The 25,338-nt window shown below is 62.1% G+C and carries 27 protein-coding genes and 1 pseudogene; 7 read left to right on the top strand and 21 right to left on the bottom strand.

The window, feature by feature from the left end:
• Nucleotides 1-76 precede the first annotated feature (76 nt).
• Nucleotides 77-451: a hypothetical protein gene (locus K5K89_RS00235; RefSeq protein ID WP_003195530.1), complete on the top strand. Its 375-nt coding sequence runs from the start codon at nt 77-79 to the stop codon at nt 449-451.
• Between the two features lie 101 nt (nt 452-552).
• Here K5K89_RS00235 and K5K89_RS00230 read toward each other — a convergent pair whose 3' ends face one another.
• From K5K89_RS00230 to exbB, 9 genes are all read right to left on the bottom strand, one after another.
• Nucleotides 553-1,953, bottom strand: a complete 1,401-nt coding sequence (locus tag K5K89_RS00230) for an aminoacyl-tRNA deacylase and HDOD domain-containing protein (RefSeq protein WP_222540650.1) — start codon at nt 1,951-1,953, stop codon at nt 553-555.
• A gap of 77 nt (nt 1,954-2,030) precedes the next feature.
• Nucleotides 2,031-4,106: an ATP-dependent DNA helicase RecG gene (gene recG / locus K5K89_RS00225; RefSeq protein ID WP_058424461.1), complete on the bottom strand. Its 2,076-nt coding sequence runs from the start codon at nt 4,104-4,106 to the stop codon at nt 2,031-2,033.
• 8 nt (nt 4,107-4,114) lie between these two features.
• On the bottom strand, nt 4,115-5,035 hold the full coding sequence (locus K5K89_RS00220; RefSeq protein WP_016975936.1) for a hydrogen peroxide-inducible genes activator: 921 nt from the start codon (nt 5,033-5,035) through the stop codon (nt 4,115-4,117).
• A 117-nt stretch (nt 5,036-5,152) separates the two neighbouring features.
• Nucleotides 5,153-5,683: an iron transporter gene (locus K5K89_RS00215; protein ID WP_071488082.1), complete on the bottom strand. Its 531-nt coding sequence runs from the start codon at nt 5,681-5,683 to the stop codon at nt 5,153-5,155.
• Nucleotides 5,680-6,522 (bottom strand): FTR1 family protein, encoded by an 843-nt coding sequence (locus K5K89_RS00210; RefSeq protein ID WP_071488081.1) that lies wholly within the window; start codon nt 6,520-6,522, stop codon nt 5,680-5,682. The genes K5K89_RS00215 and K5K89_RS00210 overlap by 4 nt, the downstream gene beginning before the upstream one ends.
• A gap of 3 nt (nt 6,523-6,525) precedes the next feature.
• Entirely contained in the window at nt 6,526-6,870 is a 345-nt protein-coding gene (locus K5K89_RS00205; protein ID WP_071488080.1) for a cupredoxin domain-containing protein, read from the bottom strand.
• A 182-nt stretch (nt 6,871-7,052) separates the two neighbouring features.
• Nucleotides 7,053-7,802 (bottom strand): TonB family protein, encoded by a 750-nt coding sequence (locus K5K89_RS00200; protein WP_071488079.1) that lies wholly within the window; start codon nt 7,800-7,802, stop codon nt 7,053-7,055.
• Nucleotides 7,799-8,224 (bottom strand): TonB system transport protein ExbD, encoded by a 426-nt coding sequence (gene exbD / locus K5K89_RS00195; RefSeq protein WP_003195519.1) that lies wholly within the window; start codon nt 8,222-8,224, stop codon nt 7,799-7,801. Before exbD ends, K5K89_RS00200 begins: the two co-directional genes overlap by 4 nt.
• Before the next feature lie 6 nt (nt 8,225-8,230).
• Complete coding sequence (gene exbB / locus K5K89_RS00190) at nt 8,231-9,211, bottom strand: tonB-system energizer ExbB (protein ID WP_222540649.1); 981 nt, start codon at nt 9,209-9,211, stop codon at nt 8,231-8,233.
• Between the two features lie 186 nt (nt 9,212-9,397).
• On the opposite strand from exbB, the gene K5K89_RS00185 reads away from it, so the two are divergent.
• Entirely contained in the window at nt 9,398-10,249 is an 852-nt protein-coding gene (locus K5K89_RS00185) for an SDR family oxidoreductase (RefSeq protein WP_071488077.1), read from the top strand.
• Between the two features lie 58 nt (nt 10,250-10,307).
• Here K5K89_RS00185 and K5K89_RS00180 read toward each other — a convergent pair whose 3' ends face one another.
• The 6 genes from K5K89_RS00180 to K5K89_RS00155 form a co-directional block, all read right to left on the bottom strand.
• On the bottom strand, nt 10,308-11,051 hold the full coding sequence (locus K5K89_RS00180) for a hypothetical protein (RefSeq protein ID WP_222540648.1): 744 nt from the start codon (nt 11,049-11,051) through the stop codon (nt 10,308-10,310).
• Between the two features lie 56 nt (nt 11,052-11,107).
• On the bottom strand, nt 11,108-11,488 hold the full coding sequence (locus tag K5K89_RS00175) for a RidA family protein (RefSeq protein WP_003176922.1): 381 nt from the start codon (nt 11,486-11,488) through the stop codon (nt 11,108-11,110).
• A gap of 22 nt (nt 11,489-11,510) precedes the next feature.
• Nucleotides 11,511-13,616, bottom strand: a complete 2,106-nt coding sequence (spoT, locus tag K5K89_RS00170) for a bifunctional GTP diphosphokinase/guanosine-3',5'-bis pyrophosphate 3'-pyrophosphohydrolase (protein ID WP_058424246.1) — start codon at nt 13,614-13,616, stop codon at nt 11,511-11,513.
• Between the two features lie 60 nt (nt 13,617-13,676).
• Nucleotides 13,677-13,940 carry a DNA-directed RNA polymerase subunit omega gene (gene rpoZ / locus K5K89_RS00165; protein ID WP_003176920.1) on the bottom strand — a complete coding sequence of 88 codons (264 nt, stop codon included), beginning with the start codon at nt 13,938-13,940 and terminating at the stop codon, nt 13,677-13,679.
• 167 nt (nt 13,941-14,107) lie between these two features.
• A complete protein-coding gene (gene gmk / locus K5K89_RS00160) occupies nt 14,108-14,728 on the bottom strand; it encodes a guanylate kinase (RefSeq protein WP_003213284.1) in 621 nt (206 codons plus the stop codon).
• Nucleotides 14,729-14,738: 10 nt separating this feature from the next.
• Nucleotides 14,739-15,602, bottom strand: a complete 864-nt coding sequence (locus K5K89_RS00155) for a YicC/YloC family endoribonuclease (RefSeq protein WP_049710930.1) — start codon at nt 15,600-15,602, stop codon at nt 14,739-14,741.
• A 185-nt stretch (nt 15,603-15,787) separates the two neighbouring features.
• Here K5K89_RS00155 and rph point away from each other — a divergent pair, with 185 nt between their 5' ends.
• Together rph and K5K89_RS00145 are read left to right on the top strand one after the other, a co-directional pair.
• Nucleotides 15,788-16,510 carry a ribonuclease PH gene (rph, locus tag K5K89_RS00150; protein ID WP_016975928.1) on the top strand — a complete coding sequence of 241 codons (723 nt, stop codon included), beginning with the start codon at nt 15,788-15,790 and terminating at the stop codon, nt 16,508-16,510.
• A 22-nt stretch (nt 16,511-16,532) separates the two neighbouring features.
• Nucleotides 16,533-16,904 carry a DUF4870 domain-containing protein gene (locus K5K89_RS00145; protein ID WP_071488075.1) on the top strand — a complete coding sequence of 124 codons (372 nt, stop codon included), beginning with the start codon at nt 16,533-16,535 and terminating at the stop codon, nt 16,902-16,904.
• A 58-nt stretch (nt 16,905-16,962) separates the two neighbouring features.
• On the opposite strand, the gene K5K89_RS00140 is transcribed toward K5K89_RS00145, so the two are convergent.
• Nucleotides 16,963-17,742 carry an exodeoxyribonuclease III gene (locus tag K5K89_RS00140; RefSeq protein ID WP_003195493.1) on the bottom strand — a complete coding sequence of 260 codons (780 nt, stop codon included), beginning with the start codon at nt 17,740-17,742 and terminating at the stop codon, nt 16,963-16,965.
• A gap of 82 nt (nt 17,743-17,824) precedes the next feature.
• Between K5K89_RS00140 and pyrE the strand changes: the two genes are divergently transcribed.
• The gene (gene pyrE, locus K5K89_RS00135) at nt 17,825-18,469 is read left to right on the top strand and encodes an orotate phosphoribosyltransferase (RefSeq protein WP_028618476.1); all 645 of its coding nucleotides are present in this window, start codon (nt 17,825-17,827) and stop codon (nt 18,467-18,469) included.
• 98 nt (nt 18,470-18,567) lie between these two features.
• On the opposite strand, the gene argB is transcribed toward pyrE, so the two are convergent.
• Both argB and K5K89_RS00125 read right to left on the bottom strand, forming a co-directional pair.
• Nucleotides 18,568-19,473 carry an acetylglutamate kinase gene (gene argB, locus K5K89_RS00130; RefSeq protein WP_058424243.1) on the bottom strand — a complete coding sequence of 302 codons (906 nt, stop codon included), beginning with the start codon at nt 19,471-19,473 and terminating at the stop codon, nt 18,568-18,570.
• A gap of 19 nt (nt 19,474-19,492) precedes the next feature.
• Nucleotides 19,493-20,914, bottom strand: a pseudogene (locus K5K89_RS00125) (phosphomannomutase/phosphoglucomutase); the annotation flags it as partial.
• An 18-nt stretch (nt 20,915-20,932) separates the two neighbouring features.
• Here K5K89_RS00125 and K5K89_RS00120 point away from each other — a divergent pair.
• The gene (locus tag K5K89_RS00120) at nt 20,933-21,073 is read left to right on the top strand and encodes a hypothetical protein (protein WP_156682180.1); all 141 of its coding nucleotides are present in this window, start codon (nt 20,933-20,935) and stop codon (nt 21,071-21,073) included.
• Nucleotides 21,074-21,154: 81 nt separating this feature from the next.
• Here K5K89_RS00120 and dut read toward each other — a convergent pair whose 3' ends face one another.
• Both dut and coaBC read right to left on the bottom strand, forming a co-directional pair.
• Nucleotides 21,155-21,610: a dUTP diphosphatase gene (gene dut / locus K5K89_RS00115; RefSeq protein WP_102592390.1), complete on the bottom strand. Its 456-nt coding sequence runs from the start codon at nt 21,608-21,610 to the stop codon at nt 21,155-21,157.
• Nucleotides 21,611-21,615: 5 nt separating this feature from the next.
• Nucleotides 21,616-22,824, bottom strand: coding sequence for a bifunctional phosphopantothenoylcysteine decarboxylase/phosphopantothenate--cysteine ligase CoaBC (coaBC, locus tag K5K89_RS00110; RefSeq protein ID WP_016970585.1), 1,209 nt, complete (start codon nt 22,822-22,824; stop codon nt 21,616-21,618).
• A gap of 151 nt (nt 22,825-22,975) precedes the next feature.
• On the opposite strand from coaBC, the gene radC reads away from it, so the two are divergent.
• Nucleotides 22,976-23,650 carry a RadC family protein gene (gene radC / locus K5K89_RS00105; protein WP_071488072.1) on the top strand — a complete coding sequence of 225 codons (675 nt, stop codon included), beginning with the start codon at nt 22,976-22,978 and terminating at the stop codon, nt 23,648-23,650.
• Nucleotides 23,651-23,694: 44 nt separating this feature from the next.
• On the opposite strand, the gene K5K89_RS00100 is transcribed toward radC, so the two are convergent.
• Entirely contained in the window at nt 23,695-25,287 is a 1,593-nt protein-coding gene (locus tag K5K89_RS00100) for an ABC transporter substrate-binding protein (RefSeq protein ID WP_222540647.1), read from the bottom strand.
• Between the last annotated feature and the right edge of the window lie 51 nt (nt 25,288-25,338).

Raw genomic sequence — 25,338 nt, 5'->3', positions numbered from 1 at the left:
CGCAAGATCGGTGGCGTTCTTTTTGCAAATCGTTAAACTGCTGCGGCCACTCAATAATTACACCGAGGCCGTGTGCATGAAATTCCGTCTTCTCCTGTGGGTGCTGGGCCTGATGATGGGCAAAGCCAGCCGCACCAATCCTGCCTTCCAGCAACAGTTGGGCGATAAAGACCTGGCGTTCCAGTTGCAGACCCTCGACGGCAAGGTAGCCCGTCACTTCATCGTCAAAGACCAGCGCATCACCAGCCGCTCGGGTGTTCACCCGGCGCCGGCGTTTGCCATTGCGTTCAAAGACGCCGCCTATGGCTTCGCCACGATGCAGGCGAAGAACAAGCAGCTGGCGTTCATGACGGGGATTCAGGACAAGTCGATCCAGATCAAGGGCAACCCGGCGCTGGTGATCTGGTTCCAGGGGTTGACCAAATACTTGAAGCCGAAGAAAAAGAAATAGAGCGTGGTGGATTCATCGGGGGCAAGCCCCCTCCCACATGGGCATGCATTTCAAGTGTGGGAGGGGGCTTGCCCCCGATAGCGGTCTGACAGGCGACCGATTCAGCCCTGGCTGAACTGCGAGGCCAGTTCGCGCAACAGCACTTCAGCATCCAGCACTTTACCCACCACTTCTTCAGCCTTGTCACGGCTCAAGCCCAGGCGCTCCAGCAGCGCATCCGGAATCGCTTCATCCGGCCCGGAACCGATCCCGCGGCTACGCAACAAACGCACCGCCAGGCTCACCAGGTTCGGGTACTCGGCGTATTGCCCGTCGTAGGTCGGGTCGTGCTGGAAGCGCAGGGCGGTGGACAGTTCGTCCGGCATGTCCCAGTAGCGCATCAGCCAGGCACCGATCTGCTCGCGGCTGATGCCCAGCAGATGTTGCTCGACATAGCTGTGGCACAGGTGCGGGTTGACCTCCAGGTGACGGCAGATCAGCGAGAAGTGCGGCGGGAACACGTGGGCCAGCAGCAGATAACCGAAGTTGTGCAGCAGGCCGGCGAGGTAGGTGAGGCCGGCTTCCGGGCGCTGTGCGCGGGGCATGGCGCGGGTCAGCCCTTCGATCACGGCGGCGGTGTAGATCGACTGGTGCCAGTACGGCGTCGACTGGTGCGGGTGGTCCTTGGGCAGGCTCAGGGTCTTGCCCAGGGCCAGGCCCAGCGCCAGGTTGATCACCAGGTCGAAGCCCAGCACACGCACGATGGCGTCTTCCACTGAACGAATCTTGCCCGGCGAGGCGTAGTACGGCGACGCGGCCCAGCTCACCACTTGGGCGGCCAGGGCCGGGTCGGTCTCGACCACGCCGGTGATGTCGTCGATGGTGGCGTTTGGGTCGACGCGCAGCTTGATGATCTTCTGCGCGGTGTCGGCCAGGGGCGGAATCTCGATGGTCGCTTCCAGGCGTTGCTGGATACGGCGGGCGGTGAACGCCTGCATTGCCTGGGTGATTTCCTCGCGGTCATCGTTGGGGCGGTCGAGGTTGGGGCGGATATTGCTCAACGGCTCGCCGAAGTGTCCGGCGCTGGCCTTGGTGAGCATCGTCTTGAAGGCGTCGCTGGGAATCTCCAGCAACAGGCCTGCTTCACCCGAATGCACCAGCAGGCTCGGCTCGTTGAGCAGGCTGCCTTCGTACAGGCAGGGCGAGCTGGTAAGGGGTGGTAAACCTGGCAGCAGGCTCAGGTCATGTTTGTCGAGCATGCGCTTGACGCGATCCGGCGACACAGCGGTCAGGCGGCGGCCGGTGAGTTCGGCGAGGCGGTTGAGGTCGAGCAACTGGTTCTGCGGGAACAGCACCATCAGGGCGCCTACCGCATCTTCCAGCAGCACTGCCTGGACCTTCTGCGCAGGATTCAGGCCCGGGAGGTCGGCGACTTCCGTGTAGGGGATGGCGAGTTTTGCGAGCAGAGCCCGAATGACCGGCGGGGCGGTCAGTGGGGCTGTGGCGAGGGCAACTTCTGACATGGCCTGATCCAATTTCTTACAGTCACCGAAGTATAACCAGCTTGATACAACTGTTGGTCGCTTAAGTGCGTCAGGCGTCACACTTGGCCGTATTGCTGTCCGTGCCTGAGCCAGCGATTGAGCAGCGGGCTGACGTGGTCCGGCCAGCGCTCCAGCAGTGCCTGTGCGGCATCGCGCACGGCAGGCAGCAGATCGGCGTCGCGCATCAGGTCGGCGACCTTGAATTGCAGCAGGCCGGTCTGGCGCGTGCCGAGCATTTCGCCGGGACCGCGCAGTTCCAGGTCCTTTTCGGCGATGACAAACCCGTCGTTGGTTTCGCGCATGATGCCCAGGCGCTGGCGACCGATCTGTGACAGCGGCGGGTGGTAGAGCAGCACGCAATGGCTGGCGGCGCTGCCCCGGCCCACCCGGCCACGCAACTGGTGGAGTTGCGCCAGGCCCAGGCGCTCGGGGTTTTCGATGATCATCAGGCTGGCGTTGGGCACATCCACGCCGACTTCGATCACGGTAGTGGCCACCAACAGTTGCAGGTTGCCAGCTTTGAATTCGGCCATGACTGCGGCTTTTTCAGCCGGCTTCATGCGCCCGTGGATCAGGCCGACCTTGAGTTCGCCCAAGGCGCTGGTGAGGTCTTCATAGGTGGTTTCGGCGGCCTGGCAGGTCAGCTCTTCGGACTCTTCGATCAGCGTGCACACCCAGTACGCCTGGCGCCCTTCGGCACAGGCGCCGCGTACGCGTTCGATCACTTCCACACGCCGGGTGTCGGTGACCAGCACGGTATTGACCGGCGTACGGCCAGGCGGCAGTTCGTCGAGGATCGAGGTGTCGAGGTCGGCGTAGGCGCTCATGGCCAGGGTGCGCGGGATCGGTGTGGCGGTCATGATCAACTGGTGCGGGTTCATCCGCCCGCCGACGCCTTTCTGGCGCAGGGCCAGGCGCTGTTGCACGCCGAAGCGGTGCTGCTCGTCGATGATCACCAGGGCCAGGTTCTTGAACTGCACTTCGTCCTGGAACAGCGCGTGGGTGCCCACCACCATCGGTGCGCCGCCGGCAATCTGTTCCAGTGCCGCCGCGCGGTTCTTGCCCTTGAGCTTGCCGGCCAGCCACGCGACTTCCAGGCCCAGCGGTTCGAGCCAGCGCTTGAACGTGATGAAATGCTGCTCGGCGAGGATCTCGGTGGGCGCCATCAGCGCCACCTGGTAGCCGGCCTCCAGCGCTTGCAGGGCGGCGAGGGCGGCGACCACGGTCTTGCCTGCGCCCACATCGCCCTGGATCAGCCGCAGCATGGGCTCCTGCTGGCTCAGGTCATAGGCGATTTCATTGCCGACGCGTTGCTGGGCACCGGTCGGCGCAAAACCCAGGTTGGCCAGGTACTGCGCAGGCAAGCGCGTGGCCTTGGGCATTGCCGGTGCACGCAGGGAGCGCATGCTCTCGCGCAGGCGTTGCTGGGACAGTTGATGGGTCAGCAGTTCTTCGAAGGCCAGGCGATGCTGGGCCCAGTGATGACCGAGCGCCAGTTCGTCGACATCGGCGTCGGCGGGTGGGTGATGCAGGTAGCGGATCGCATCGTCCAGCGGCGCCAGTTGATAGTCGCGGGCCAGTTCCTGGGGCAGCCAATCAGGCAGGCTTTTCGGGCCGAGCATGGTCAGCGTCTGCATGCACAGTTGGCGCAGGCGTTGCTGGGTCAGGCCTTCGGTGAGCGGGTAGATCGGCGTGAGCGTGGTGTCGACCGGCGGCGGTTCGTCACCGGTAATGGCGCGGTATTCCGGGTGATAGATCTCAAGGCCGGATGCGCCGGGTCGCGCTTCGCCGTAGCAGCGCACGCGGGTGCCGCGCTTGAGGCCTTCCTTCTGCGCGTTGCTGAAATGGTAGAAGCGCAGGCTCAGGCCGCCAGTGCCATCCTGCAGGCGTACGACCAGACTGCGGCGCTTGCCCATCACCACATCGGCACCGCTGACGGTGCCTTCGACCACTGCGTCCTGCCCGGGGCGCAACTGGCCGATGGGCACTACGCGGGTGCGGTCCTGATAGCGCAGGGGCAGGTGGAACAGCACGTCCTGGAGGTTCTCCAGGCCCACCTTGGCCAGCTTCTCGGCCATGGCTTCACCGACACCCTTGAGTGCCGTCACCGACACCTGCGACAGCTCAGTCATACCCTGGCTTAGCTCGCGGCAGTCGGCTTGGCGACCGAACACAGGCGGATCGAGTCGGCGAGGATCTCAATCGCTTTGGGCCGTGGGAAGCTGGCGCGCCAGGCGATCGCCACAGTGCGGAACGGCACCGGCGGCGTGAGTGGGCGCACTTCGATCACGCCGGGGGCGTAGTGATGGCTGTCCACCGCCGACAGCGGCAGGATCGAAATGCCCAGGCCGGACGCGACCATGTGACGGATGGTTTCCAGGGAGCTGGATTCCACGGTGGTGTGCTTGGCACCGTCATTGCCCTTGGTCAGGGTCGGGCAGGCTTCCAGGACCTGGTCGCGGAAGCAGTGGCCTTCGCCGAGCAGCAGCAGGCTCTTGTCGTTGAGCAGGCCGGCGTCGATGGTGTCTTTCTGTGTCCACGGGTGCGAGGCCGGCATGAGCACGTAGAACGGCTCGTCGTAGAGCGGCAGGGTCAGCACGTCGGCTTCATTGAACGGCAGGGCAATGATGATCGCGTCCAGCTCGCCGTTGCGCAGTTTGTCGCGCAGCACGTGGGTGAAGTTTTCTTCGATATACAGCGGCATCTGCGGCGCGACGCGGTGCAGTTGCGGGATCAGGTGCGGGAACAGGTAAGGCCCGACGGTGTAGATGGCGCCGACCTTGAGCGGCGCGGTCAGCTGGTTCTTGCCGGCCTGGGCCAGTTCGCGAATGCTCTGCGCCTGCTCCAGTACCTTCTGGGCCTGGGCCACAATGCCTTCGCCCACCGGCGTGAGGCGCACGGCGCTCTTGCTGCGCTCGAAAATCAGCACACCGAGTTCGTCTTCAAGCTTTTTCACGCCCACCGACAGCGTCGGTTGGCTGACATGGCAACGCTCGGCCGCGTGGCCGAAGTGCTGCTCTTGGGCGAGGGTAACGATGTAGCGCAATTCTGTAAGAGTCATAGCGGGCGTCCATGAGGTTGCGGGCCAAGCATACCGGCTGCAATCGATAGACGCACGTTATCAGACACGATGGGGTTTGCGACACCGGCTAATCGGGTGCCGCAGGTGTTTTGCCGGTTATTTCTGCGGGTATTTGAAGGTGAAGGTCTCGGTGAACGGGCCCCACCATTCGGGTACGCCGGTTTCTTTGTCGACGTGGTGGAAGAAGCCATTGATCTGCGGGCTCTCGTAGCGCAGCACCACGGTATAGGTGCCAGGGCCGTCCATCTTCACGTTGTTCGCATAGTGGGCGCCGTCTTTGGCGACCATCGGCAGGAGCGTGCCGATTTGCTTGTAGTCCGGAGCGCCTTCCTTGACCAGGGAATAGGAGATGCTCAGGTAAGGCACCCACTCACCGTTGGACAGTCCGTACTTGTTGTCGGCGGTGGCATGCACATCGGTTTCAAGGTGCACCGAGTCCTTGTCCATGACCATGCCCGGTGGCATTGGCGCCATCTCGATTCCGGTGAGGTACGAGGAGGCGATTTCCATGTCGTGGGTCTGGACCGGGCCGCCGATGGGGTATTCACGGGCTTGGCTGAAGGCAGAAAAAGCCAGGGTGCTGGTCAGGACCAATGCAGCGGCCACAGGTTTGTGCAGGTGTTTCATGGGTGACGCTCCAGGGTGGGTGACGACAGTTGAGTGGTGCGCGACTGCACAAGGCGGCTACCCAGTACCAACAGGGTAAGGGTGGTCACCCAGGCAAACAGTTGAACGCCCAGGGGGCGGTCGGTGTAGCCGGTCAGCGCTTGCAGCGCCCGACCGGTGAGGCTTGCGTCGGACACCAGCCAGGAGGTGTCCCACAACTCGTAGCCCCAGGCCGGGATCAGGTTGATACCGGCCAGGATCGCGGCGGCGCGGCCGGCCATTCCCGCCGCGAGTACGGCGATCATCCAGGTGGTGACCGAGAACAGACGCTTGAGGCTGATCACCACCAGCCCGCGATACAGCAGCCACGACAGCACGCCGCCGCCGGCAATCCCGAGCACGCCGCCGATGAGCATCGTCAGGGGTTCGGTGTGGGTGGATGCAGCGATGCCATATAGGAACAGCACGATTTCCGAGCCTTCGCGCAGCACGGCAACGGTGATCACGATGGCCAGTGCCCACAGGGTCTTCTCGCCGCGTTGCACCGCGGCGCCGCTTTCGCGCAGTTGAGTGGCGAGTTCGCGGCCATGGCTGCTCATCCACAGGTTGTGCCAGCCGAGCATGCACACCGCGACGATAAGGATGGCGGCGTTGAAGATTTCCTGGCCGAAACCGTCCAGGGCCTGGGTGATGGCGCCGGTGAACAGCGCGAGGATCGCCGCGCCGCCAACACCGGCAGCGATGCCGCCGATGATGTAGGTACTGCGCCGCGCCAGCCCCTGGGTGGCGGCCATGACGATACCGATGACGATGCCGGCTTCCAGCACCTCACGAAACACGATCAGCAGACAGGCCAGCATGACTTACTCCTTGGCCGCGACGACGGTGACGGTGCCTTTGGCCTGGTCGGGATGGTAGTCGTCGAAAAAGCTGTAGGTGCCTGGATGCATCGGGCCGGCGAAGACGGTAATGGTATTGCCGGGCACGACGATCTTTTCGAACTTCATGTCGTAGCTTTCAAATTCGTCGACGGTGTCGTCGTTATTGGTGAGCTGGATGCGAAAGCGCTCGCCGGCCGGCACGGTGAAGCTGGCCGGCGTGAAGGTGTGGTTCTGCACGGTCAGGCTGACCAGTTGATCCGCATGGGCTGCGCAGGGGGCGCCAGCGATTGCGAGCAGGGCAAGCGTCAGGCGGGGAGGGCAGGACATGGCGAAAGGCCTCTCAAATGAGAATTGTTCGCGCATGATTGGTGGTGTATTGAAGTGTTACAAGTGAAGAACCATGACATTGGTTTCACATTCAGTCACGGTTCAGCTTGCGGGTCTGCAAGGCTTGAAATACGGGGGAGGGGAAATGCAATGGGCACCCGAGGGTGCCCATTGGGAGCGGCTCAGCGACGACGTTTCTCGATGTTGTACACGAACGGTGCAACGATCTCGATACTGCCACCCTTGAGCATGTCTGCCGGCGGCTTGGGCAGCGGCTGGGCACGCCGGATCATGTCCAGCGTGGCGCGGTCCAGGTCGGCGTTGCCGGAGCGGCCCACCAACTCGTAGGACAGCACGTTACCCTCGGCATCCACCACGAACTTCAGGCGGTTGAGGCCTTCCTTGCCACGTGCCTGGGCACCTGGCGGGTACTTCTTGTACTTCTGCAGGTGAGCCAGCAGGGTGCCTTCCCAGGACGCTTTGGCGGCGATCTGTTGCGGCGATGGGCCAGGAACGGGCTGGGCTGATTTTTCAGCCGGTGCCTGGGTCGGCGGAGCGTCGCTCGGCGGATCCTCGGAAGGTTTCTCCTTGGGCGGCTCGATTTTCTTCTCCACCGGCTTGGGCGGCTGCGGTTTGGGCTTGGGCTTGACCGGCTTGGGCACCTGGATCGTCGGCTTGGGTGCCTCGGCCAGTTTCGGCAGGGGCAGCTCTTCCACCGGTGCAGGCGGTTGCGGCGGCGTGACCACCTTGGGCGGTGCCGGCGGCGGTGGGGCTGGCATCGGTGCCAGGTCGATGACCATGGCAGCCGGTGGCAACTGCACCGTGCGCGGCGCCGACCAGTGAAGCGCGATAGCGATCGCGATGGCATGCACGCCCAGTACGACGGCGAGGCTGGTGCCATAACGCGTCAGTTTGTGGCGCGTCGTGATCATTTCTTGGCTGCCGTCTCGAGTCCGACCAGGCCTACCTTGAGGTAGCCGGCTGCCCGCAGGGCATCCATCACGCTCATCAGGTCGCCGTAGTCCACGCCTTTGTCAGCCTGGAAGAAGATCGTCGTGTCCTTCTTGCCCTGGGTCTTGGCGTCGAGCACCGGCCCCAGGGTTTCAGCCTTGACTTCTTCTTCACCCAGGAACAGGCGTTGGTCCGCCTTGACGCTGAGGAAGATCGGTTTCTCCGGCCGTGGTGCTGGCTTGGCGCTGGACGCGGGCAGGTCGACCTTGATGTCCACGGTGGCCAGCGGTGCCGCCACCATGAAGATGATCAGCAGCACCAGCATCACGTCGATAAACGGCGTGACGTTGATTTCGTGGTTCTCGACGAGTTCGTCGTCGCCTTGATTCAAATGCAGGCCCATGGCCGATTACCCCACTTTCACCATGTGCGGTTGCGAGCTGCGCTCGGTAGGCAGGTGATCGAGGTCGCGGCTGACCAGCAGCAGGACTTCCGCCGACGCGTCCGATACCTGGGCCTTGTAGCCGGCAATCGAACGGGCGAAGACGTTGTAGATCACCACCGCAGGAATCGCGGCAACCAGGCCCAGGGCGGTGGCCAGCAGGGCTTCGGCGATGCCGGGGGCAACGACGGCGAGGTTGGTGGTCTGGGTTTTGGCGATGCCGATGAAGCTGTTCATGATGCCCCACACGGTACCGAACAGACCGACGAAGGGCGCGGTAGAACCGATGGTCGCCAGCACGCCGGTGCCGCTGCTCATGTTACGACCGCAGGCTGCCACCAGGCGCTCCAGGCGGAAGGCCACACGTTCCTTGATGCCTTCTTTTTCGCGGGTGTTGGCCGACAGGCGCATTTCTTCCAGCGCGTCGTGCACCAGAGTGTTGGCCAGGGTGCCTTTCTTGGTCGCGCTTTCGCTGGCTTCCTTGAGGGTGGCGGCTCTTTTCAGGTGGACGATTTCGGCACGCAGGCGGCGTTTGGCGCCCAGCAGCTCGAAGCCTTTGGCGATCCAGATGGTCCAGGTGATGATCGAGGCGATGGCCAGGCCGATCATCACGGCTTTTACCACCACGTCAGCGTTCTGATACATGCCCCAGGGCGACAGGTCGTGGGCCATGCCCAGGGTGTTGTCTTCTTCCAGCACTACGCCGGTGTCGTCGGCGGCGGCAGGATCAGCCGCCTGGGCCGGGTCGGTGGCAGCGGGTGCTGCGGCAGGTGCTGCAGGTGCCGCGGTGGTGTGCTCGGCAGCCGCGGGGGTGGCTGGCGCGGTGGCATCAGCGAAGGCGGCGGTCGGTGCCAGCAGTACGCTGAACAGCAGCGCAGCAATCGCGCGCCAGGCGCGGGATGGGCTGTGAAGCTTGGTTGGCGAAGCGGGGGTTGTATTACGTGTCATGCTGGCCGGACCTGAGTAAAAAAATGAGTGATCGTCCTTCCAGACCCAGGGGTCGAGGACAAATGGGTGGTTATTATTGCAAGTAATTCTTGTTAACAGAAGTAATACAGTAACTTTATTTGTGCTTTTTCTGGCCGTCTGTCATCTGCGAAGGCTAACCTAGACCTTTCTGTGCGGAGTTTTGTGATGTCAGCGCCTTCTGTTGTGATTGCCGGATGTGGCGATGTGGGGAGCCGGCTGGCCAGCCAATTGCTTGCCTCGGAATGGGAGGTATATGGCCTGCGCCGTGATATTTCGCGGCTTCCCGACGGCGTGATCGGCATTGCCGGTGACCTGTTCAAAAAAGATTGCCCCGACACCTGGCCGATTGGCGGGGTGGATTACCTGGTGTACTGCGCGGCTGCGACGGACCACGATGAGGCGGGCTACCGCGCCGCTTATGTAGAAGGGCTGAAACATGTGCTGGAGTGGCTGAGTGACTACGGCCAGGAACCCAAGCATCTGCTGTTCGTATCCAGCAGCAGCGTCTACGGGCAGCAGAATGGCGAGTGGGTCGACGAAACGTCGGAGACTCAAGCGAAGGGGTATTCCGGGCAGGTGATGCTGGAAGCCGAGCAAGTGGCGCTCAATAGCGGCATTCCGGCGAGTGTCGTACGGCTTACCGGCATCTATGGCCCTGGTCGCGAATGGCTGCTGACCCAGGTGCGCCAAGGCTATCGCGTGGCAATCGATCCACCTTTATATGGCAATCGCATTCATGCGGACGACGCGGCGGGGCTACTCGCCTTTTTGTTGCGCCATGTGGAAGAGGGCGGCTCGCTGGACAAGGTCTACATCGGTGTCGACGATGCACCTGCTCCACTGGCCGAAGTGGTGGGCTGGTTGCGCGAATACCTGGGTGTGACTGAGTGGGCTGAGGATGCGAGTGTGCGGCGAGCGGGCAGCAAGCAGTGCAGCAATGCCCGGGTGAAGGCGCTGGGTTGGACGCCGACTTACCCGACCTTCCGCGAAGGCTACGCAGCAATTCTCAAAGGCTGAAACTCAAAATGTGGGAGGGGGCAAGCCCCCTCCCACATTTGGATCTATGTTTGGTTGCTTATTGCTTTTCAAGCAGCCATTGGCGTGGGCCTGGTGTGAACGAGGGCACTTCATCCGCCTGCGCGGTGTTGATCGCCTGGAAGATTTCCAGCTGTTTGCCTTTGCGGGTAAAGATCCACGGGTTGCCCTGGCCGTTGAGCTGCAGCCAGATGCTGTCGTAGCCACCGCTCATTGAGGCGCAATCACCGGCCAGGCACAGCGAATACCGGTCCACATTGGGCAGGCCGGCGACCTTGCCGTCAGCCTGGAACTGCACGATGGCGCCGCTGCCGAAGCCGTCGCTGATCTTCCAGTCGCCGCCCAGGTAGGCCGCGTACAGCGCTCGCTCGAAGTTGGCACCCAAAGGTGCACCCTCCGGGGCCGGGTCTTTGGCGCGGGCAAACAGCTGTTCGGGCTCGTTGTCGTTGGCCACTTGCAGCATTTGCTTGCCTTTGCGCTTGAGTTCGGTGGCGGAGCTGCCGTAGAAATCCACGCTCCAAGCGCCGGACTGTTCACCCAGCAACTTGCCTTCCGCTACTTCAAAACCGTTGTAGTAGCGGGCCTGTGAAGCCTTGGTATTGACCTCCCACTCGAGGTTCGGGCCAAAGCTCTGCAGGGCTTCACGCAAAGGGCCGCCCTTGGCTGCCGCATCGATGGCGACCTGGTTGATCCAGGTGCCGCTCACATCCCTGTCGGCAGGGTTACTGGCACAGCCGCCGAGCAACAGGGCGAGCATTGATGAGGCTACAAGCGCTTTGCGCATCATGAAATCCTTCTGAAACGAAGTCGGCGCAGCCTGTGGGGGCTGCGCCGGGTGTTTTACTCGATGACCAGGATCGCGTCCATCTCGACCTGTGCACCCTTTGGCAGGGCGGCAACGCCGATGGCGGCGCGGGCTGGGTACGGCTGTTCGAAGTACTTGCCCATGATCTCGTTGACCTTGGCGAAGTGGCTCAGGTCGGTGAGGAAGATGTTCAGCTTGACGATGTCCTTGAACGAACCACCGGCTGCTTCAGCCACCGACTTGAGGTTTTCGAAGACCTGTACGGTCTGTGCTTCGAAGCCTTCCACCAGTTCCATGGTCTTCGGGTCCAGCGGGATCTGGCCGGACATGTAGACGGTGTTGCCCGCCTTGATCGCCTGGGAGTAAGTGCCGATGGCGGCAGGGGCTTTATCGCTGGTGATAACGGTCTTGGTCATGAATGACTCCTTGTAATGTGGGTTAGGCGCGCATGCGAGTGATGCGGATCACCCCGGTCAAGGCACGCAGTTTCTTGATCACGCGGGCCAGGTGCACGCGGTCGTGTACGCTGACCACCAACTGGACCACGCTGATGCGGCCATCGCGCTCGTCCATGCTGATTTTTTCGATATTGCCGTCGGCTGCGTTGACGCTGCTGGCGAGCAGGGCGATCAGGCCGCGCTGGTGTTCCAGCTCCACCCGCAACTCGACGTTGAATTCGCCGGTGACATCCTTGGCCCACGAGAGCTGGATGCATTTTTCCGGGTTGTGGCGGATTTCGGTGATGTTGCGGCAGTTGTCCAGGTGCACCACCATGCCTTTGCCTGCGGACAAGTGGCCGACAATCGGGTCGCCCGGGATCGGCGTGCAGCACTTGGCGTAGCTGAGCACCAGGCCCTCGGTGCCGCGAATCGCCAGCGGGCCTTCCGGGCTTGGCAACTGTTCGCCTTCGCCGAGCAGGCGGCGGGCGACTACATAGGCCATGCGGTTGCCCAGGCCGATATCTTCCAGCAGGTCTTCGATGGTTTCCTGGCGGTACTCGTGGAGCATCGCTTGCACGCGTTCCTGCGGGATCTTGTCGAGGGCGCTGTCGAAACCGTTGAGCACCTTGTTCAGCAGGCGTTCGCCCAGGCTGATGGACTCGGAGCGGCGCTGCAGTTTCAGCGCGTGACGGATGTGCGTGCGCGCCTTGCCGGTGACCACGAAGTTGAGCCACGCCGGGTTCGGGCGTGCGCCCGGGGCGCTGACGATCTCGACCGTGGAGCCACTTTGCAGCGGTTCGGACAGCGGTGCGAGACGACGATTGATCCGGCAGGCGATGCAGCTGTTGCCCACATCGGTGTGCACCGCATAGGCAAAGTCGACCGCCGTGGAGCCCTTGGGCAGCTCCATGATCCGGCCTTTGGGCGTGAACACGTAGACCTCGTCCGGGAACAGGTCGATCTTCACGCTTTCGATAAATTCGAGGGAGTTGCCGGCGCGTTGCTGCATTTCCAGCACGCCTTTGACCCATTGGCGGGCGCGGGCGTGAGTGCCCTTGGGCTGCTCGTCGCCGCTGGACTTGTACAGCCAGTGGGCGGCGATGCCGTTGTTGGCCATCTCTTCCATTTCGCGTGTGCGGATCTGGATCTCGATCGGCACCCCGTGCATGCCAAACAGCGTGGTATGCAGCGACTGATAGCCGTTGGCCTTGGGAATCGCGATGTAATCCTTGAAACGGCCCGGCAGGGGCTTGTACAAATTATGTACCGCGCCCAGCACCCGATAACAGGTGTCGACCTTGTCGACGATGATCCGGAACGCGTACACGTCCATGATTTCGTTGAAGGCCCGGCGCTTGCCGCGCATCTTCTTGTAGATACCGTAGATATGCTTTTGCCGGCCGCTGACCTCGCCTTCGATCTCATCGATCGCCAGGCAATGGCTCAGCGACTCTTCGATCTTGTTGACGATTTCCTTGCGGTTGCCCCGGGCGCGCTTGACTGCCTGGTAGATGCGCGCCGAACGCATCGGGTGCATGGCCTTGAAGCCGAGGTCTTCGAACTCGATACGTATGGCGTGCATGCCCAACCGGTTGGCGATGGGCGCGTAGATTTCCAGGGTTTCCTTGGCAATGCGCCGGCGTTTTTCGCCGGACAGCACTTCCAGCGTGCGCATGTTGTGCAGCCGGTCGGCCAGTTTGACCAGGATCACGCGAATATCGCGGGCCATGGCCATGGCCATCTTCTGGAAGTTTTCCGCCTGGGCCTCGGCCTTGGTCTCGAAGTTCATCTGGGTCAGTTTGCTGACCCCGTCGACCAGTTCGGCCACGGTTTCGCCGAATTGCGCGCTGAGCGCTTCCTTGGCGATGCCGGTGTCTTCGATCACGTCATGCAGCATCGCGGCCATCAGGCTCTGATGGTCCATGTGCATGTCGGCAAGAATGTTTGCCACCGCAAGGGGATGGGTGACATACGCCTCGCCGCTACGGCGGCGTTGGCCGTCGTGGGCTTGTTCGGCGTAGAAATACGCTCGGCGGACCAGGTTGACCTGGTCTGGGCCGAGGTAGGCCGATAAGCGATCGGCGAGGGCGTCTATGCTCGGCAAAGTGTGAACTCCTGCCGTTGGCTGTGACCCCGCGCCGTGCTACGTCGACCAGGCATAGGCTTAGACGGCCTCGTTGGACTCGTCCTCGAACGCTGCAAACAGCGGTTCGTCTTCAACGATTTCAGCGTTGGCGATGAACTCGTAGCTCATCAGGCCTTCGGCGATTTCACGCAGGGCCACAACGGTAGGCTTGTCGTTTTCCCACTGGACCAGGGGCTCTTTGCCGCCAGTGGCCAGTTGACGGGCACGCTTGGTAGAGAGCATGACCAGCTCAAAGCGGTTATCCACGTGTTCTAGGCAGTCTTCAACGGTTACGCGGGCCATGGTATTCCTCGGAGCGAATGCAAGATGCGCGCTGCCCGGTTGGGCGAGCGGACTAAACAGTTTAAAAAATCACCAGCGTTTAGGGAAGCGCTGATTTTTCGCAGGCCCTCGCAAAACCGCTACAAGCGCCAATGTAAAGCCCTTGCAGCGGTTTTGGGAAGAGCCAATCAACCGAGCAGTTCGGCGAGTAATTTGCCGAAACGCTGTTGCTGACGCTTTTGCTGGAGCTGATTGGCGCGGAAAATCGCCTTCAAATCGTCCAGCGCGTGGGCAAAATCGTCGTTGATGATCAGGTAGTCGTAGTCGACGTAGTGGCTCATTTCACTGACCGCTTCACGCATGCGGCCTTCGATGATCTCGTCGCTGTCCTGGCCGCGGTTGGTCAGGCGCTGGTGCAGCGCTTCAAGCGACGGCGGCAGGATAAAGATCGAACGCGCCTTGGGCATCAGCTGGCGTACTTGTTCGGCGCCCTGCCAGTCGATTTCCAGGATCAAGTCGTGGCCTTCGTCCAGGGTCTGCTGCAAGTGGCTTTGCGAAGTGCCATAGAGGTTGCCGAACACTTCGGCGCGCTCCAGGAAGTCGCCGTGTTCGATCATCTTGACGAACTCGGTGCGCTCGACGAAGTGATAGTGCACGCCGTTCACCTCGCCCGGGCGCATGGCGCGGGTGGTGTGGGAGACCGAGATGCGGATCTGCTCGTCAGCGTCGGTCAGGGCCTTGACCAGGCTGCTCTTGCCTGCGCCAGAAGGCGCGGAAATGATGTAAAGGGTGCCGGTGCTGTGGGTCATGGAGGTTGCCTTACTCAATATTCTGTACTTGTTCGCGCATCTGCTCGATCAACACCTTGAGGTTGACCGCAGCCGTGGTGCTGCGCGGATCGAAAGCCTTGGAGCCCAGTGTATTGGCTTCGCGGTTGAGTTCCTGCATCAGGAAGTCCAGGCGCCGACCGGCGGCGCCGCCGGACTTGAGCACGCGGCGTACTTCGAGGATGTGGGTGCTCAGGCGGTCCAGTTCTTCGGCCACATCGCTCTTCTGCGCCAGCAGCACCATTTCCTGCTCCAGGCGCACCGGGTCGAGGTCGGCCTTCATGTCGGTGAAGCGGTCGAGGACCTTCTGGCGCTGGGTGGCAAGCATCTGCGGGACCAGCTCGCGCAGGGTGACCACGTCTTCTTCGATCGAGGTCAGGCGCTCGCTGATCAGGCGCGCCAACTCGGCGCCTTCACGCTCGCGGCCAGCCTTGAGCTCCTTCAAACCCTGATTGAACAGGGCGAGGGCTTCGGCGTTGAGCGCCTGCGGGTCGGTGGCGTCGGCCACCAGCACACCGGGCCAGGCCAGCACTTCCAGGGGGTTGAGCGCGGCCGGCTGCTTGATCAGACCGGCGATGGTTTCGGCGGCGGCGACCAATTGCGCGGCGCGGTCGCGGTCAACCTGCAGCGGCTTGCCGGTGGTTTCTTCGGTAAAGCGCAGGGTGCATTCCAGCTTGCCGCGGGAAATGCCCTGGCGCAGCGCTTCACGCACAGCGCCTTCGAGGTCGCGGAACGATTCCGGCAGACGCAGATGCGGCTCCAGGTAGCGGCTGTTGACCGAGCGCAGTTCCCAGCTCAGGGTGCCTTGTACGCCGGCTTTTTCGACGCGGGCAAAGGCGGTCATGCTGTGCACCATGGAGGTACCTCGCGTTGCAGCCCCGTAAATGCGGGCTGATGATTGGGAAGGCGCAGGATTGTAGCGCAGTGGGGCGAGTGCGCCCAAACCCAGGCATTCGTAACTGGATTTTTTAGCAGTGCCCCGAATCGGCCCGCGGCTCTATAATGCTCGGCAGTTTTTCGTCCTCAGTACAGGTGTTCCCTATGAAACGTCCAAGTGGTCGCGCTGCCGATCAGCTCCGCTCGATCCGCATCACCCGCAACTACACCAAACACGCCGAGGGATCCGTACTGGTCGAGTTTGGCGATACCAAGGTGATCTGCACCGTCAGCGTCGAAAACGGCGTGCCGCGCTTCCTTAAAGGCCAGGGCCAGGGCTGGCTGACCGCCGAGTACGGCATGCTGCCGCGCGCCACCGGCGAGCGTAACCAGCGTGAAGCCAGCCGTGGCAAGCAAGGCGGGCGCACCCTGGAAATCCAGCGCCTGATCGGCCGTTCACTGCGCGCCGCCCTGGACATGTCCAAGCTGGGCGACGTGACCCTGTACGTCGACTGCGACGTTATCCAGGCTGACGGCGGTACCCGCACTGCGTCCATCACCGGTGCCATGGTGGCCCTGGTTGACGCGCTGAAAGTGATCAAGAAGCGTGGCGGCCTCAAGGGCGGTGACCCGCTCAAGCAAATGATCGCCGCTGTTTCGGTGGGCATGTACCAGGGCGAGCCAGTGCTGGACCTGGACTACCTGGAAGACTCGGCCGCCGAGACCGACCTGAACGTGGTGATGACCAGCACCGGTGGGTTCATCGAAGTGCAAGGCACCGCCGAAGGCGCGCCATTCCAGCCGGCCGAACTGAATGCGATGCTGGCCCTGGCCCAGAAAGGCATGACCGAGATCTTCGAACTGCAGAACGCCGCCCTGGCTGACTGAACCCGCCTCAAGGAGAAGCGCCATGAATGACAGCAGCCAAATGCCTGTGCCGACGCCTTCCTACGAAGTGCGCCAGGGCGCAATGTTGTGCCATCTCGCGGCGTTTCTGGGTTTCGTGTTCCCCTTCGGCAGCGTCGTGGGGCCACTGATCCTGTGGCAGATGAAGAAAGAAGTGGACCCGTTCATTGATGATCAGGGCAAGGAAGCCCTGAACTTCCAGATCACCGTCGCCATCGCCTGGATCGCTTGCATTGTGCTGGCCTTCGCAGTGATCGGTTTTTTCCTGATGGTTGCCCTGGCAATCGCCACGGTGGTGCTGACCATCATTGGTAGCATCAAGGCCAACAAGGGGATCGCTTACCGCTACCCCTTGACCTGGCGAGTGATCAAATAGTGAACAGGCACAAAAAAACCGACATCGCTGTCGGTTTTTTTGTGCCTGGGAAAAGACCTCAGATGGTCAATGTCCAGTCGTAGTCCACGATCAGCGGCGCGTGCTGCGAGAATCGCGGCTGGCGCGGCAGGCGTGCGCTGCGAACGAACCGGCGCAGGCCCGGGGTCAGCAGTTGGTAGTCGAAGCGCCAGCCCAGGTTGAGCATCTCAGCCTGTTCGTTATCCGGCCACCAGCTGTACTGGTCGCCTTCGCGGCTGACTTCGCGCAGGGCATCCACATAGCCCATGTTGCCGACAATCTCGTCCATCCAGGCCCGTTCCGGCGCCAGGAAACCCGGGGATTGCTGGCTGTCGCGCCAGTTCTTGATATCCAGCTTCTGTTGCGCCACGTACAGCGAGCCACAATAAATGTACTCGCGACGTTTGCGTCGCTGTTTATCCAGGTAACGGGCGAAATCGTCCATTAGCTTGAACTTCTGGTTCAAGTCTTCATCGCCGTTCTGCCCCGAAGGAAGCAGCAAGGTCGCGATGCTGACCTTGTCGAAATCGGCTTGCAGGTAGCGCCCGTAGCGGTCGGCTGTCTCGAAGCCGAGGCCGCTGATGACCGCCTTGGGTTGCAACCGCGAATACAAAGCCACGCCACCTTGGGTGGGCACTTCGGCATCGCAGGCATAAAGGAAGTAGCCATCCAGTTGGAAGGCTGGGTCGTCCAGTTCAAAGGCGGAGGCGCGGGTATCCTGCAGGCAGATGACGTCGGCATTCTGGGCTTGCAGCCAACTGAGCAAACCACGCTCGACTGCAGCCTGAATACCATTAACGTTCACACTGATGATCCGCATAAATGGCCCCAAAAATCGCGTGCGTGTATGATACACGCCGTCTACCTAATTAGCTAAATCCGTGGTATCTGAGGCTTTTTTCATGCAGGCGTATCAACGCGATTTCATTCGTTTTGCCATCGATCGCGGGGTTTTGCGCTTCGGTGAGTTCACCCTCAAGTCAGGGCGCACCAGCCCGTACTTCTTCAATGCGGGCCTGTTCAACTCGGGTTCGGCCCTGGCACAGCTGGGTCGTTTCTATGCGGCTGCCATCGTTGAAAGCGGTATTTCCTTCGATGTGCTGTTTGGCCCGGCCTACAAGGGTATTCCTCTGGCGGCCGCGACCGCCGTGGCGCTGGCTGAGCATCACGGGCAGGACCTGCCTTGGTGCTTTAACCGTAAAGAGGCCAAGGCCCACGGTGAAGGCGGCAGCCTGGTCGGGGCTCCACTCAAGGGCGACGTGCTGATCATCGACGACGTGATCACCGCCGGCACCGCTATCCGCGAAGTCATGCAGATCATCGCTTCCCAGGACGGCGCCAAGGCCGCCGGCGTGCTGATCGCGCTGAACCGCCAGGAGCGTGGCAACGGTGAGTTGTCGGCCATCCAGGAAGTGGAGCGCGATTTCGGCATTCCAGTCGTGAGCATCGTGTCGTTGAACCAGGTGTTGCAGTTCCTGGAAGATGATCCGCAGCTCAAGCAGCACCTGCCGGCGGTGCGTGCATATCGCGAGCAGTTTGGCGTCTGACCCACCGCCTTCGCGGGCAAGCCCGCTCCCACAGGGGAGCAGCGTGCATAAAAAGGCCCCGCTCAATCATATTGAGCGGGGCCTTTTGTTTTCAGTGTTTAGGGACGCTTGCGGTTACTGATCAGCGTACCCATGCCGGTATCCGTGAAGATCTCCAGCAGTACCGCATTCGGCACTCGACCATCGATGATCAACGAGCTACCCACCCCGCCTTGCACCGCTTCCAGCGCGCAGCGGATCTTCGGCAACATGCCGCCGTAGATGGTGCCGTCGGCGATCAGGTCGTCCACCTGTTGGGTGGTCAGGCCGGTCAGCACCTTGCCTTGCTTGTCCATCAGGCCGGCGATGTTGGTCAGCAGCATCAGCTTTTCAGCCTTCAGCGCTTCGGCCACCTTGCCGGCCACCAGGTCGGCGTTGATGTTGTAGGACTCGCCATTGGCGCCCACGCCGATCGGCGCGATCACCGGGATGAAGTCGCCCTTGACCAACAGGTTCAGCAGGTCAGTGTTGACGCCTACCACTTCGCCCACCTGGCCGATGTCGATGATTTCCGGCTGGGTCATCTCCGGCGTCTGCCGGGTCACAGTCAGCTTTTTCGCGCGGATCAGCTCTGCGTCCTTGCCGGTCAGGCCGATGGCGCTGCCGCCATGGCGGTTGATCAGGTTGACGATGTCCTTGTTGACCTGGCCGCCGAGGACCATCTCCACCACGTCCATGGTCTGCGCGTCAGTGACGCGCATGCCATCGATGAAGTGACTCTCGATCGACAGGCGCTTGAGCAGGTCGCCGATTTGCGGGCCGCCGCCGTGCACCACCACCGGGTTGATCCCCACGGCTTTCATCAACACGATGTCGCGGGCAAAGCCGGTTTTCAGCTCGTCGCTTTCCATGGCATTGCCGCCGTACTTGATCACCAGCGTCTTGCCGACGTAGCGTCGGATGTAAGGCAACGCTTCGGACAGGACCTTGGCAGTGTTGGCAGCGGCTTCGCGTTCGAGGGTCATTCAGGGCTCCGGTAAAAAATCAGAACGGTAATTGGAGATCAGGGGCAACACGTTTCAACTGGGCGTGGAACACGTCCTTGATGCGCTGCAACTCAGCCTCGGTATCCGCCTCGAAACGCAGGACCAGCACCGGTGTGGTGTTGGACGCGCGGACCAGGCCCCAGCCTTTGGCATAATCGACTCGCACACCATCAATGGTGGTCAGGTTGGCGCCTTCGCCCCATTGCGCATCGTGCAGTGCGTCAATGATGCTGAATTTGCTCTCCTCGGTCACATGGATATTGATCTCTGGCGTAGAAATATCGTTCGGGAAGGTCTGAAACAGCTCCTGGGCCGTGGATTTTTCCTTGCTGAGGATCTCCAGTAGGCGAGCGGCGCTGTAAATACCGTCGTCAAAGCCGAACCAGCGTTCCTTGAAGAACACGTGGCCGCTCATTTCGCCGGCCAACAGGGCGCCGGTTTCCTTCATTTTCTTTTTGATCAACGAGTGACCGGTCTTCCACATTAGCGGGCGGCCGCCGTATTCCTTGATCAGCGGCGTGAGGCGACGAGTGCACTTCACGTCGAAGATGATCTCGGCGTTGGCATTGCGCGCCACCACGTCGCGGGCGAACAGCATCAGCAGGCGATCGGCGAATACGTTCTCGCCGGTGTTGGTCACCACACCCACGCGGTCGCCGTCGCCGTCGAAGGCCAGGCCCACGTCAGCCCCGGTTTCTTTGACCTTGGCGATCAGGTCCACCAGGTTCTCCGGCTTGCCTGGGTCTGGGTGGTGGTTGGGAAAGTTGCCGTCGACCTCGCAGAACAGCGGGATCACTTCGCAGTTCAGGGCTTCGAGCAACTGCGGGGCGATCACGCCGGCTGCGCCGTTGCCGCAGTCCACCACCACTTTCAGGCGGCGCGCGAGTTTCACGTCGCCGGTGATTTGGTCAGAGTAGCGCTGCAGGATGTCGACTTTGGTGACGGTACCCTTGCCGCTGGTCAGGTCGTTGTTTTTCAGACGGTCGTGCAGGGCCTGGATCTGTTCGTTGGCCAGGGTGTCGCCGGCGATGACGATCTTGAAACCGTTGTAATCGGACGGGTTGTGGCTGCCGGTGAGCATCACCCCGGACTTGCCGGCCAGTACGTTGGCCGCGTAGTACAGTGCCGGCGTCGGCACCAGGCCCACGTCACTCACATGGCAACCGCTGTCGGCCAGGCCCTGGATCAGTTGCTCAACCAGCTCCGGGCCGGACAGGCGACCGTCACGGCCAACCGACACGTTCGGCTCGTCCTGGGCCAGGCTCTGTGCGCCGATGGCGCGGCCAATCCAGTAGGCGGTTTCGGCAGTCAGGGTCTTTGGTACCACGCCACGGATGTCATAGGCGCGGAAAATGCTGTCGGGGAATGTCGGGGCTACTCGGGCTGCGGTACTCATCGCGGGGGGAAACTCCATCTGAAGGGGGCAAGGCTGGCCTTAATGTGGCTGACCGGCAGGCTCAAACTGAAGGGTATGACGGTGTTTTCGGCAGAGAGTTCGTGGTGCAAAAGTGCCATCGGCGTGCTGGCGCTGCTTTTCTTTCTGCTTAATGCTTTGATTTCAATAGGGAAATCTCGCTGATAGGGTCCGCGCATTCTTCGTCCTGAAAAGCCTTGCGGTGGCATCGAGCCGGGCAAAGGCGCCCGGCAGGATTCAGCTTAGTCAGTGACTGCCGGAATGCCCAAAACCGCCTGCGCCGCGTTGGGTCTCATCGAATTCCTCGACCAGTTCGAAGTGCGCCTGCACCACCGGCACCAATACCAACTGCGCAATGCGCTCGCCGACGGCGATGTTGAACGCGGTCTGGCCACGGTTCCAGCACGACACCATCAATTCGCCCTGGTAGTCCGAGTCGATCAGGCCGACCAGGTTGCCCAGCACGATGCCGTGTTTGTGGCCCAGGCCCGAGCGCGGCAGGATCAGCGCCGCCAGGCCAGGGTCGCCCACGTAGATCGAAAGGCCGGTGGGGATCAGGATGGTCTGGCCCGGTTCAAGGACGGTGTCTTGCTTGAGCATGGCGCGCAGGTCGAGGCCTGCGGAGCCTGGGGTGGCGTAGGCCGGCAGTGGGAATTCGTTGCCGATGCGTGAATCGAGGATCTTGGCTTGCAAAGCGTGCATGGAAATTAAACCTGGTTCAGCCGTTGGGCGATAAAAGAGATCAGTTGACGGGCAATCTTGCCCTTGCTGGTCTGGGCGAAAAGGGTGGCGTGCAGGTCGCGGTCGATCACGCTGCAGGCGTTTTCCTCGCTGTTGAAGCCGATGCTCGGGTTGGCGACATCATTGGCAACGATCAGGTCGAGGTTTTTGTCTTTCAATTTGCGTGCGGCGTAGTCCAGCAAGTGCTCGGTCTCGGCGGCGAAGCCGACACTGAACGGACGGTCCGGACGCGTGGCGATGGTGGCCAGGATGTCCGGGTTGCGCACCATTTGCAGGAGCAGACCGTCACCGCTCGTAGGGTCTTTCTTGAGCTTTTGCGGGGCGACGACTTCCGGGCGGTAGTCCGCAACCGCCGCCGAGGCGATGAACAGGTCGCACGGAATGGCTGCCTCACAGGCCGCCAGCATGTCGCGGGCGCTGACCACGTCGATTCGCGTGACCCGATCCGGGGTCGGCAAATGCACCGGACCGGTGATCAGGGTGACGCGTGCGCCTGCCTCGACCGCCGCTTCAGCCAGGGCAAAGCCCATTTTTCCTGAGCTATGGTTGGTGATGTAGCGCACCGGGTCGATGTTTTCCTGGGTCGGGCCGGCAGTGATCAGCACGTGCTTGCCAGTGAGGGCCAGGTGCTGAAAGCACTCGGCGGCGCACAGCGCCAGATCGGTGGCTTCAAGCATGCGGCCCATGCCAACGTCGCCGCAGGCCTGGCTGCCGGATGCCGGGCCGAACACCTTGAGGCCTCGGCTTTGCAGAAGCTGGGTGTTGGCCTGGGTCGCAGGGTCGCGCCACATGGCCTGGTTCATGGCCGGGGCGATGGCGACAGTGGCGTCGGTGGCCAGTACCAGCGTGGTCAGCAGGTCATCGGCGATGCCTTGGGCCAGGCGCGCGATCAGGTCGGCGGTGGCCGGAGCGATCAGCACCAGGTCGGCCCATTTGGCCAGTTCGATGTGCCCCATGGCGGCTTCGGCTGCAGGGTCCAGGAGATCCAGGTGAACCGGGTGCCCGGACAAGGCCTGCATGGTCAGCGGGGTAATGAACTCACTACCACCGCGCGTCATGACCACGCGCACTTCGGCGCCCTGGTCCAGGAGCCTGCGGACCAGCTCTGCGCTCTTGTAGGCGGCAATGCCGCCGCCAACGCCGAGAACGATGCGTTTCCGATACAGACGCTGCATTGGTTTGCCTTTCCAGTTCAGTGTTGCCAGTTCAATGACGCCTGCGATGCCCCCTCCCCAGGGGAAATCGCCTGCAAAAAAGAGGGCCTACGATAACACAGCGTCCGCAAGGCAACAGCGGCACGCATGGCATACAGGGAGGGGAGGAGAGATGAGTATTCGTGATTGGCCGGCGGCAGAGCGGCCGCGAGAGAAGCTTCTGGAGTGGGGGGCGGAGAGTCTGTCGGATGCCGAGTTGCTGGCGATCTTCCTGCGTACCGGGGTTTCCGGCAGGAGCGCGGTGGACCTGGCGCGCCATCTGCTGGCGCAATTCGGCGGCTTGCGCCCGTTGCTGGAGGCCAGCCAGACGCTGTTCAGCCAGCAATTGGGCCTGGGGCCGGCGAAGTTTGCCCAGTTGCAGGCGGTGTTGGAAATGGCCAAGCGTCATATGGCCGAGCGCCTGCGACACGACTCGGTGCTGGAAAGCCCGGTGGCGGTGCGCGATTACCTCAAGGCCATGTTGCGCCATGAGCCCCACGAGATATTCGGCTGTCTGTTCCTTGATTCAAGGCACAGGGTGCTGGGTTTCGAGGCGTTGTCCCAAGGCACCATCGACGCGGCGATGGTGTATCCCCGGCAAGTGGTCAAACGCGCATTGGCCTACAACGCGGCGGCGTTGATCCTGTGCCACAACCATCCTTCCGGGAGCCTGGAGCCGAGCGCCGCTGATCGAAAATTGACCAAGTTGCTGCAGAACGCCTTGGAGGTGGTGGATGTGCGGGTACTGGATCACATCATTGTGGGGGATGGAGACCCGTTGTCGATGGCGGAGTATGGATGGATGTAGGGGGGACGCAGCTGCAAGCCTCAAGCGGGCTTGCAGCTTTCAGCTCAGGGCTTGACGCTGACTTTCGAGAAATCCTGCCGGCCGAACGGGCTCACCTGGTAGCCCTCGACAGTCTTGCGGGTCAGGGCGAACGCCGTCGGGTGCGCCAGCGGCAACCACAAGGCCTGCTGCTGGATCTGCGCCTGGGCCTGCTGGTACAGCTTGCTGCGCACACCTTGCTCGCTGGTGGTCTTGCCAGCGCTGATCAGCTTGTCCAACGCAGGGTCGCAGTAGCGGGCGAAGTTGGTACCCGACTTTACCGCCGCGCAGGAAAACTGCGGGGTCAGGAAGTTATCCGGGTCGCCGTTGTCACCGGCCCAGCCCATGAATAGCAGGTCGTGTTCGCCGGCTTTGGCGCGGCGGATCAACTCGCCCCATTCGATCACGCGGATCTCGGCCTGGATGCCGACCTTGGCCAGGTCAGCTTGCAGCAGTTGTGCACCAAGGTTCGGGTTGGGGTTCAGCAGGCTGCCGGTGGGGCGGGTCCAGAGGGTGGTCTTGAAGCCGTCCTTGAGTCCGGCGCGGTCGAGCAGCACCTTGGCCTTGGCGAGATCCTGTGGATAACCCGGCAGGTCCTTGGCGTAGCTCCAGGTGTTCGGCGGATAAGGGCCGTTGGCGGCCTCGGCGGTGCCTTCAAACACGGCCTTGAGGTAGCTGCCCTTGTCGAACGCCAGGTTGATCGCCTGGCGGACTTCGGGCTTGTCCAGGGGCGGGTGCTGGCTGTTGATGGCCACGAAGGCGGTCATGAAGGCCGCGGTCTTCTCCACCTTGAGCGCCGGGTCCTTTTCGGCCTCGCCTACGTCCAGCGGCTTGGGTGACAGCGCAATCTGGCACTCATCGCGGTGCAGCTTCTGCAGGCGTACGTTGGCGTCGGGAGTGATGGCGAAGATCAAGTTATCCACAGCCGGTTTGCCGGCGAAGTAGTCCGGGTTGGCCTTGTAGCGCACCACGGCATCTTTCTGGAAACGGCTGAAGATAAACGGTCCAGTGCCGATCGGCTGGCTGTTGAGCTTCTCCGGCGTGCCGGCCTTGAGCAGTTTGTCGGCATATTCCGCCGGGTAGATCGAGGCGAACCCCATGCTCAGCGCGGCGAGGAAGGTGGAGTCGGCGTGATCCAGGGTGAAACGCACGGTCAGTGGGTCGAGAGCGTCGATCTTTTTTACCTGCGTCGACAGTTGCAGCGACTGAGCGTGAGGGAAGCCGCTCTGGGCGATCTTGTGCCAGGGGTTGGCCGGGTCGAGCATGCGCTCGAAGCTGAAGCGCACGTCTTCGGCGGTCAGGGTGCGGCTTGGGGTGAAGTACTCGGTGCGGTGGAACTTCACATCCGGGTGCAGCTTGAAGGTATAGGTCAGGCCATCCGGCGAGACGTCCCAGCTGTCTGCCAGGCTGGGCACCAGTTGGCCGCTGGTCGCGTCATAGTCCACCAGGCGGTTCATCAGCACATCGGCCGAGGCGTTGGTGGTGGTCAGCGAGTTGTATTGCACCACATCGAACCCTTCGGGGCTGGCCTCGGTGCAGACGCTCAAGTTGCTGGCGGCCGAGGCCAGCGGGGCGATAAATAGAGGGGCTAGCAATAGCGGTAGGGCAGCGAGGCGCATGTTCGGTTTCCTTTGCAGATCGAAGGCCCATCTGCGAGTGCAGTCTGGAAA

Origin of the sequence: Pseudomonas sp. DR208 (assembly GCF_019823005.1) — a bacterium.
In the GTDB taxonomy this organism is placed as follows: domain Bacteria; phylum Pseudomonadota; class Gammaproteobacteria; order Pseudomonadales; family Pseudomonadaceae; genus Aquipseudomonas; species Aquipseudomonas extremorientalis.
Note: the sequence above shows the minus strand (reverse complement) of the source record. Positions and strands in the feature narration are given on the sequence as shown.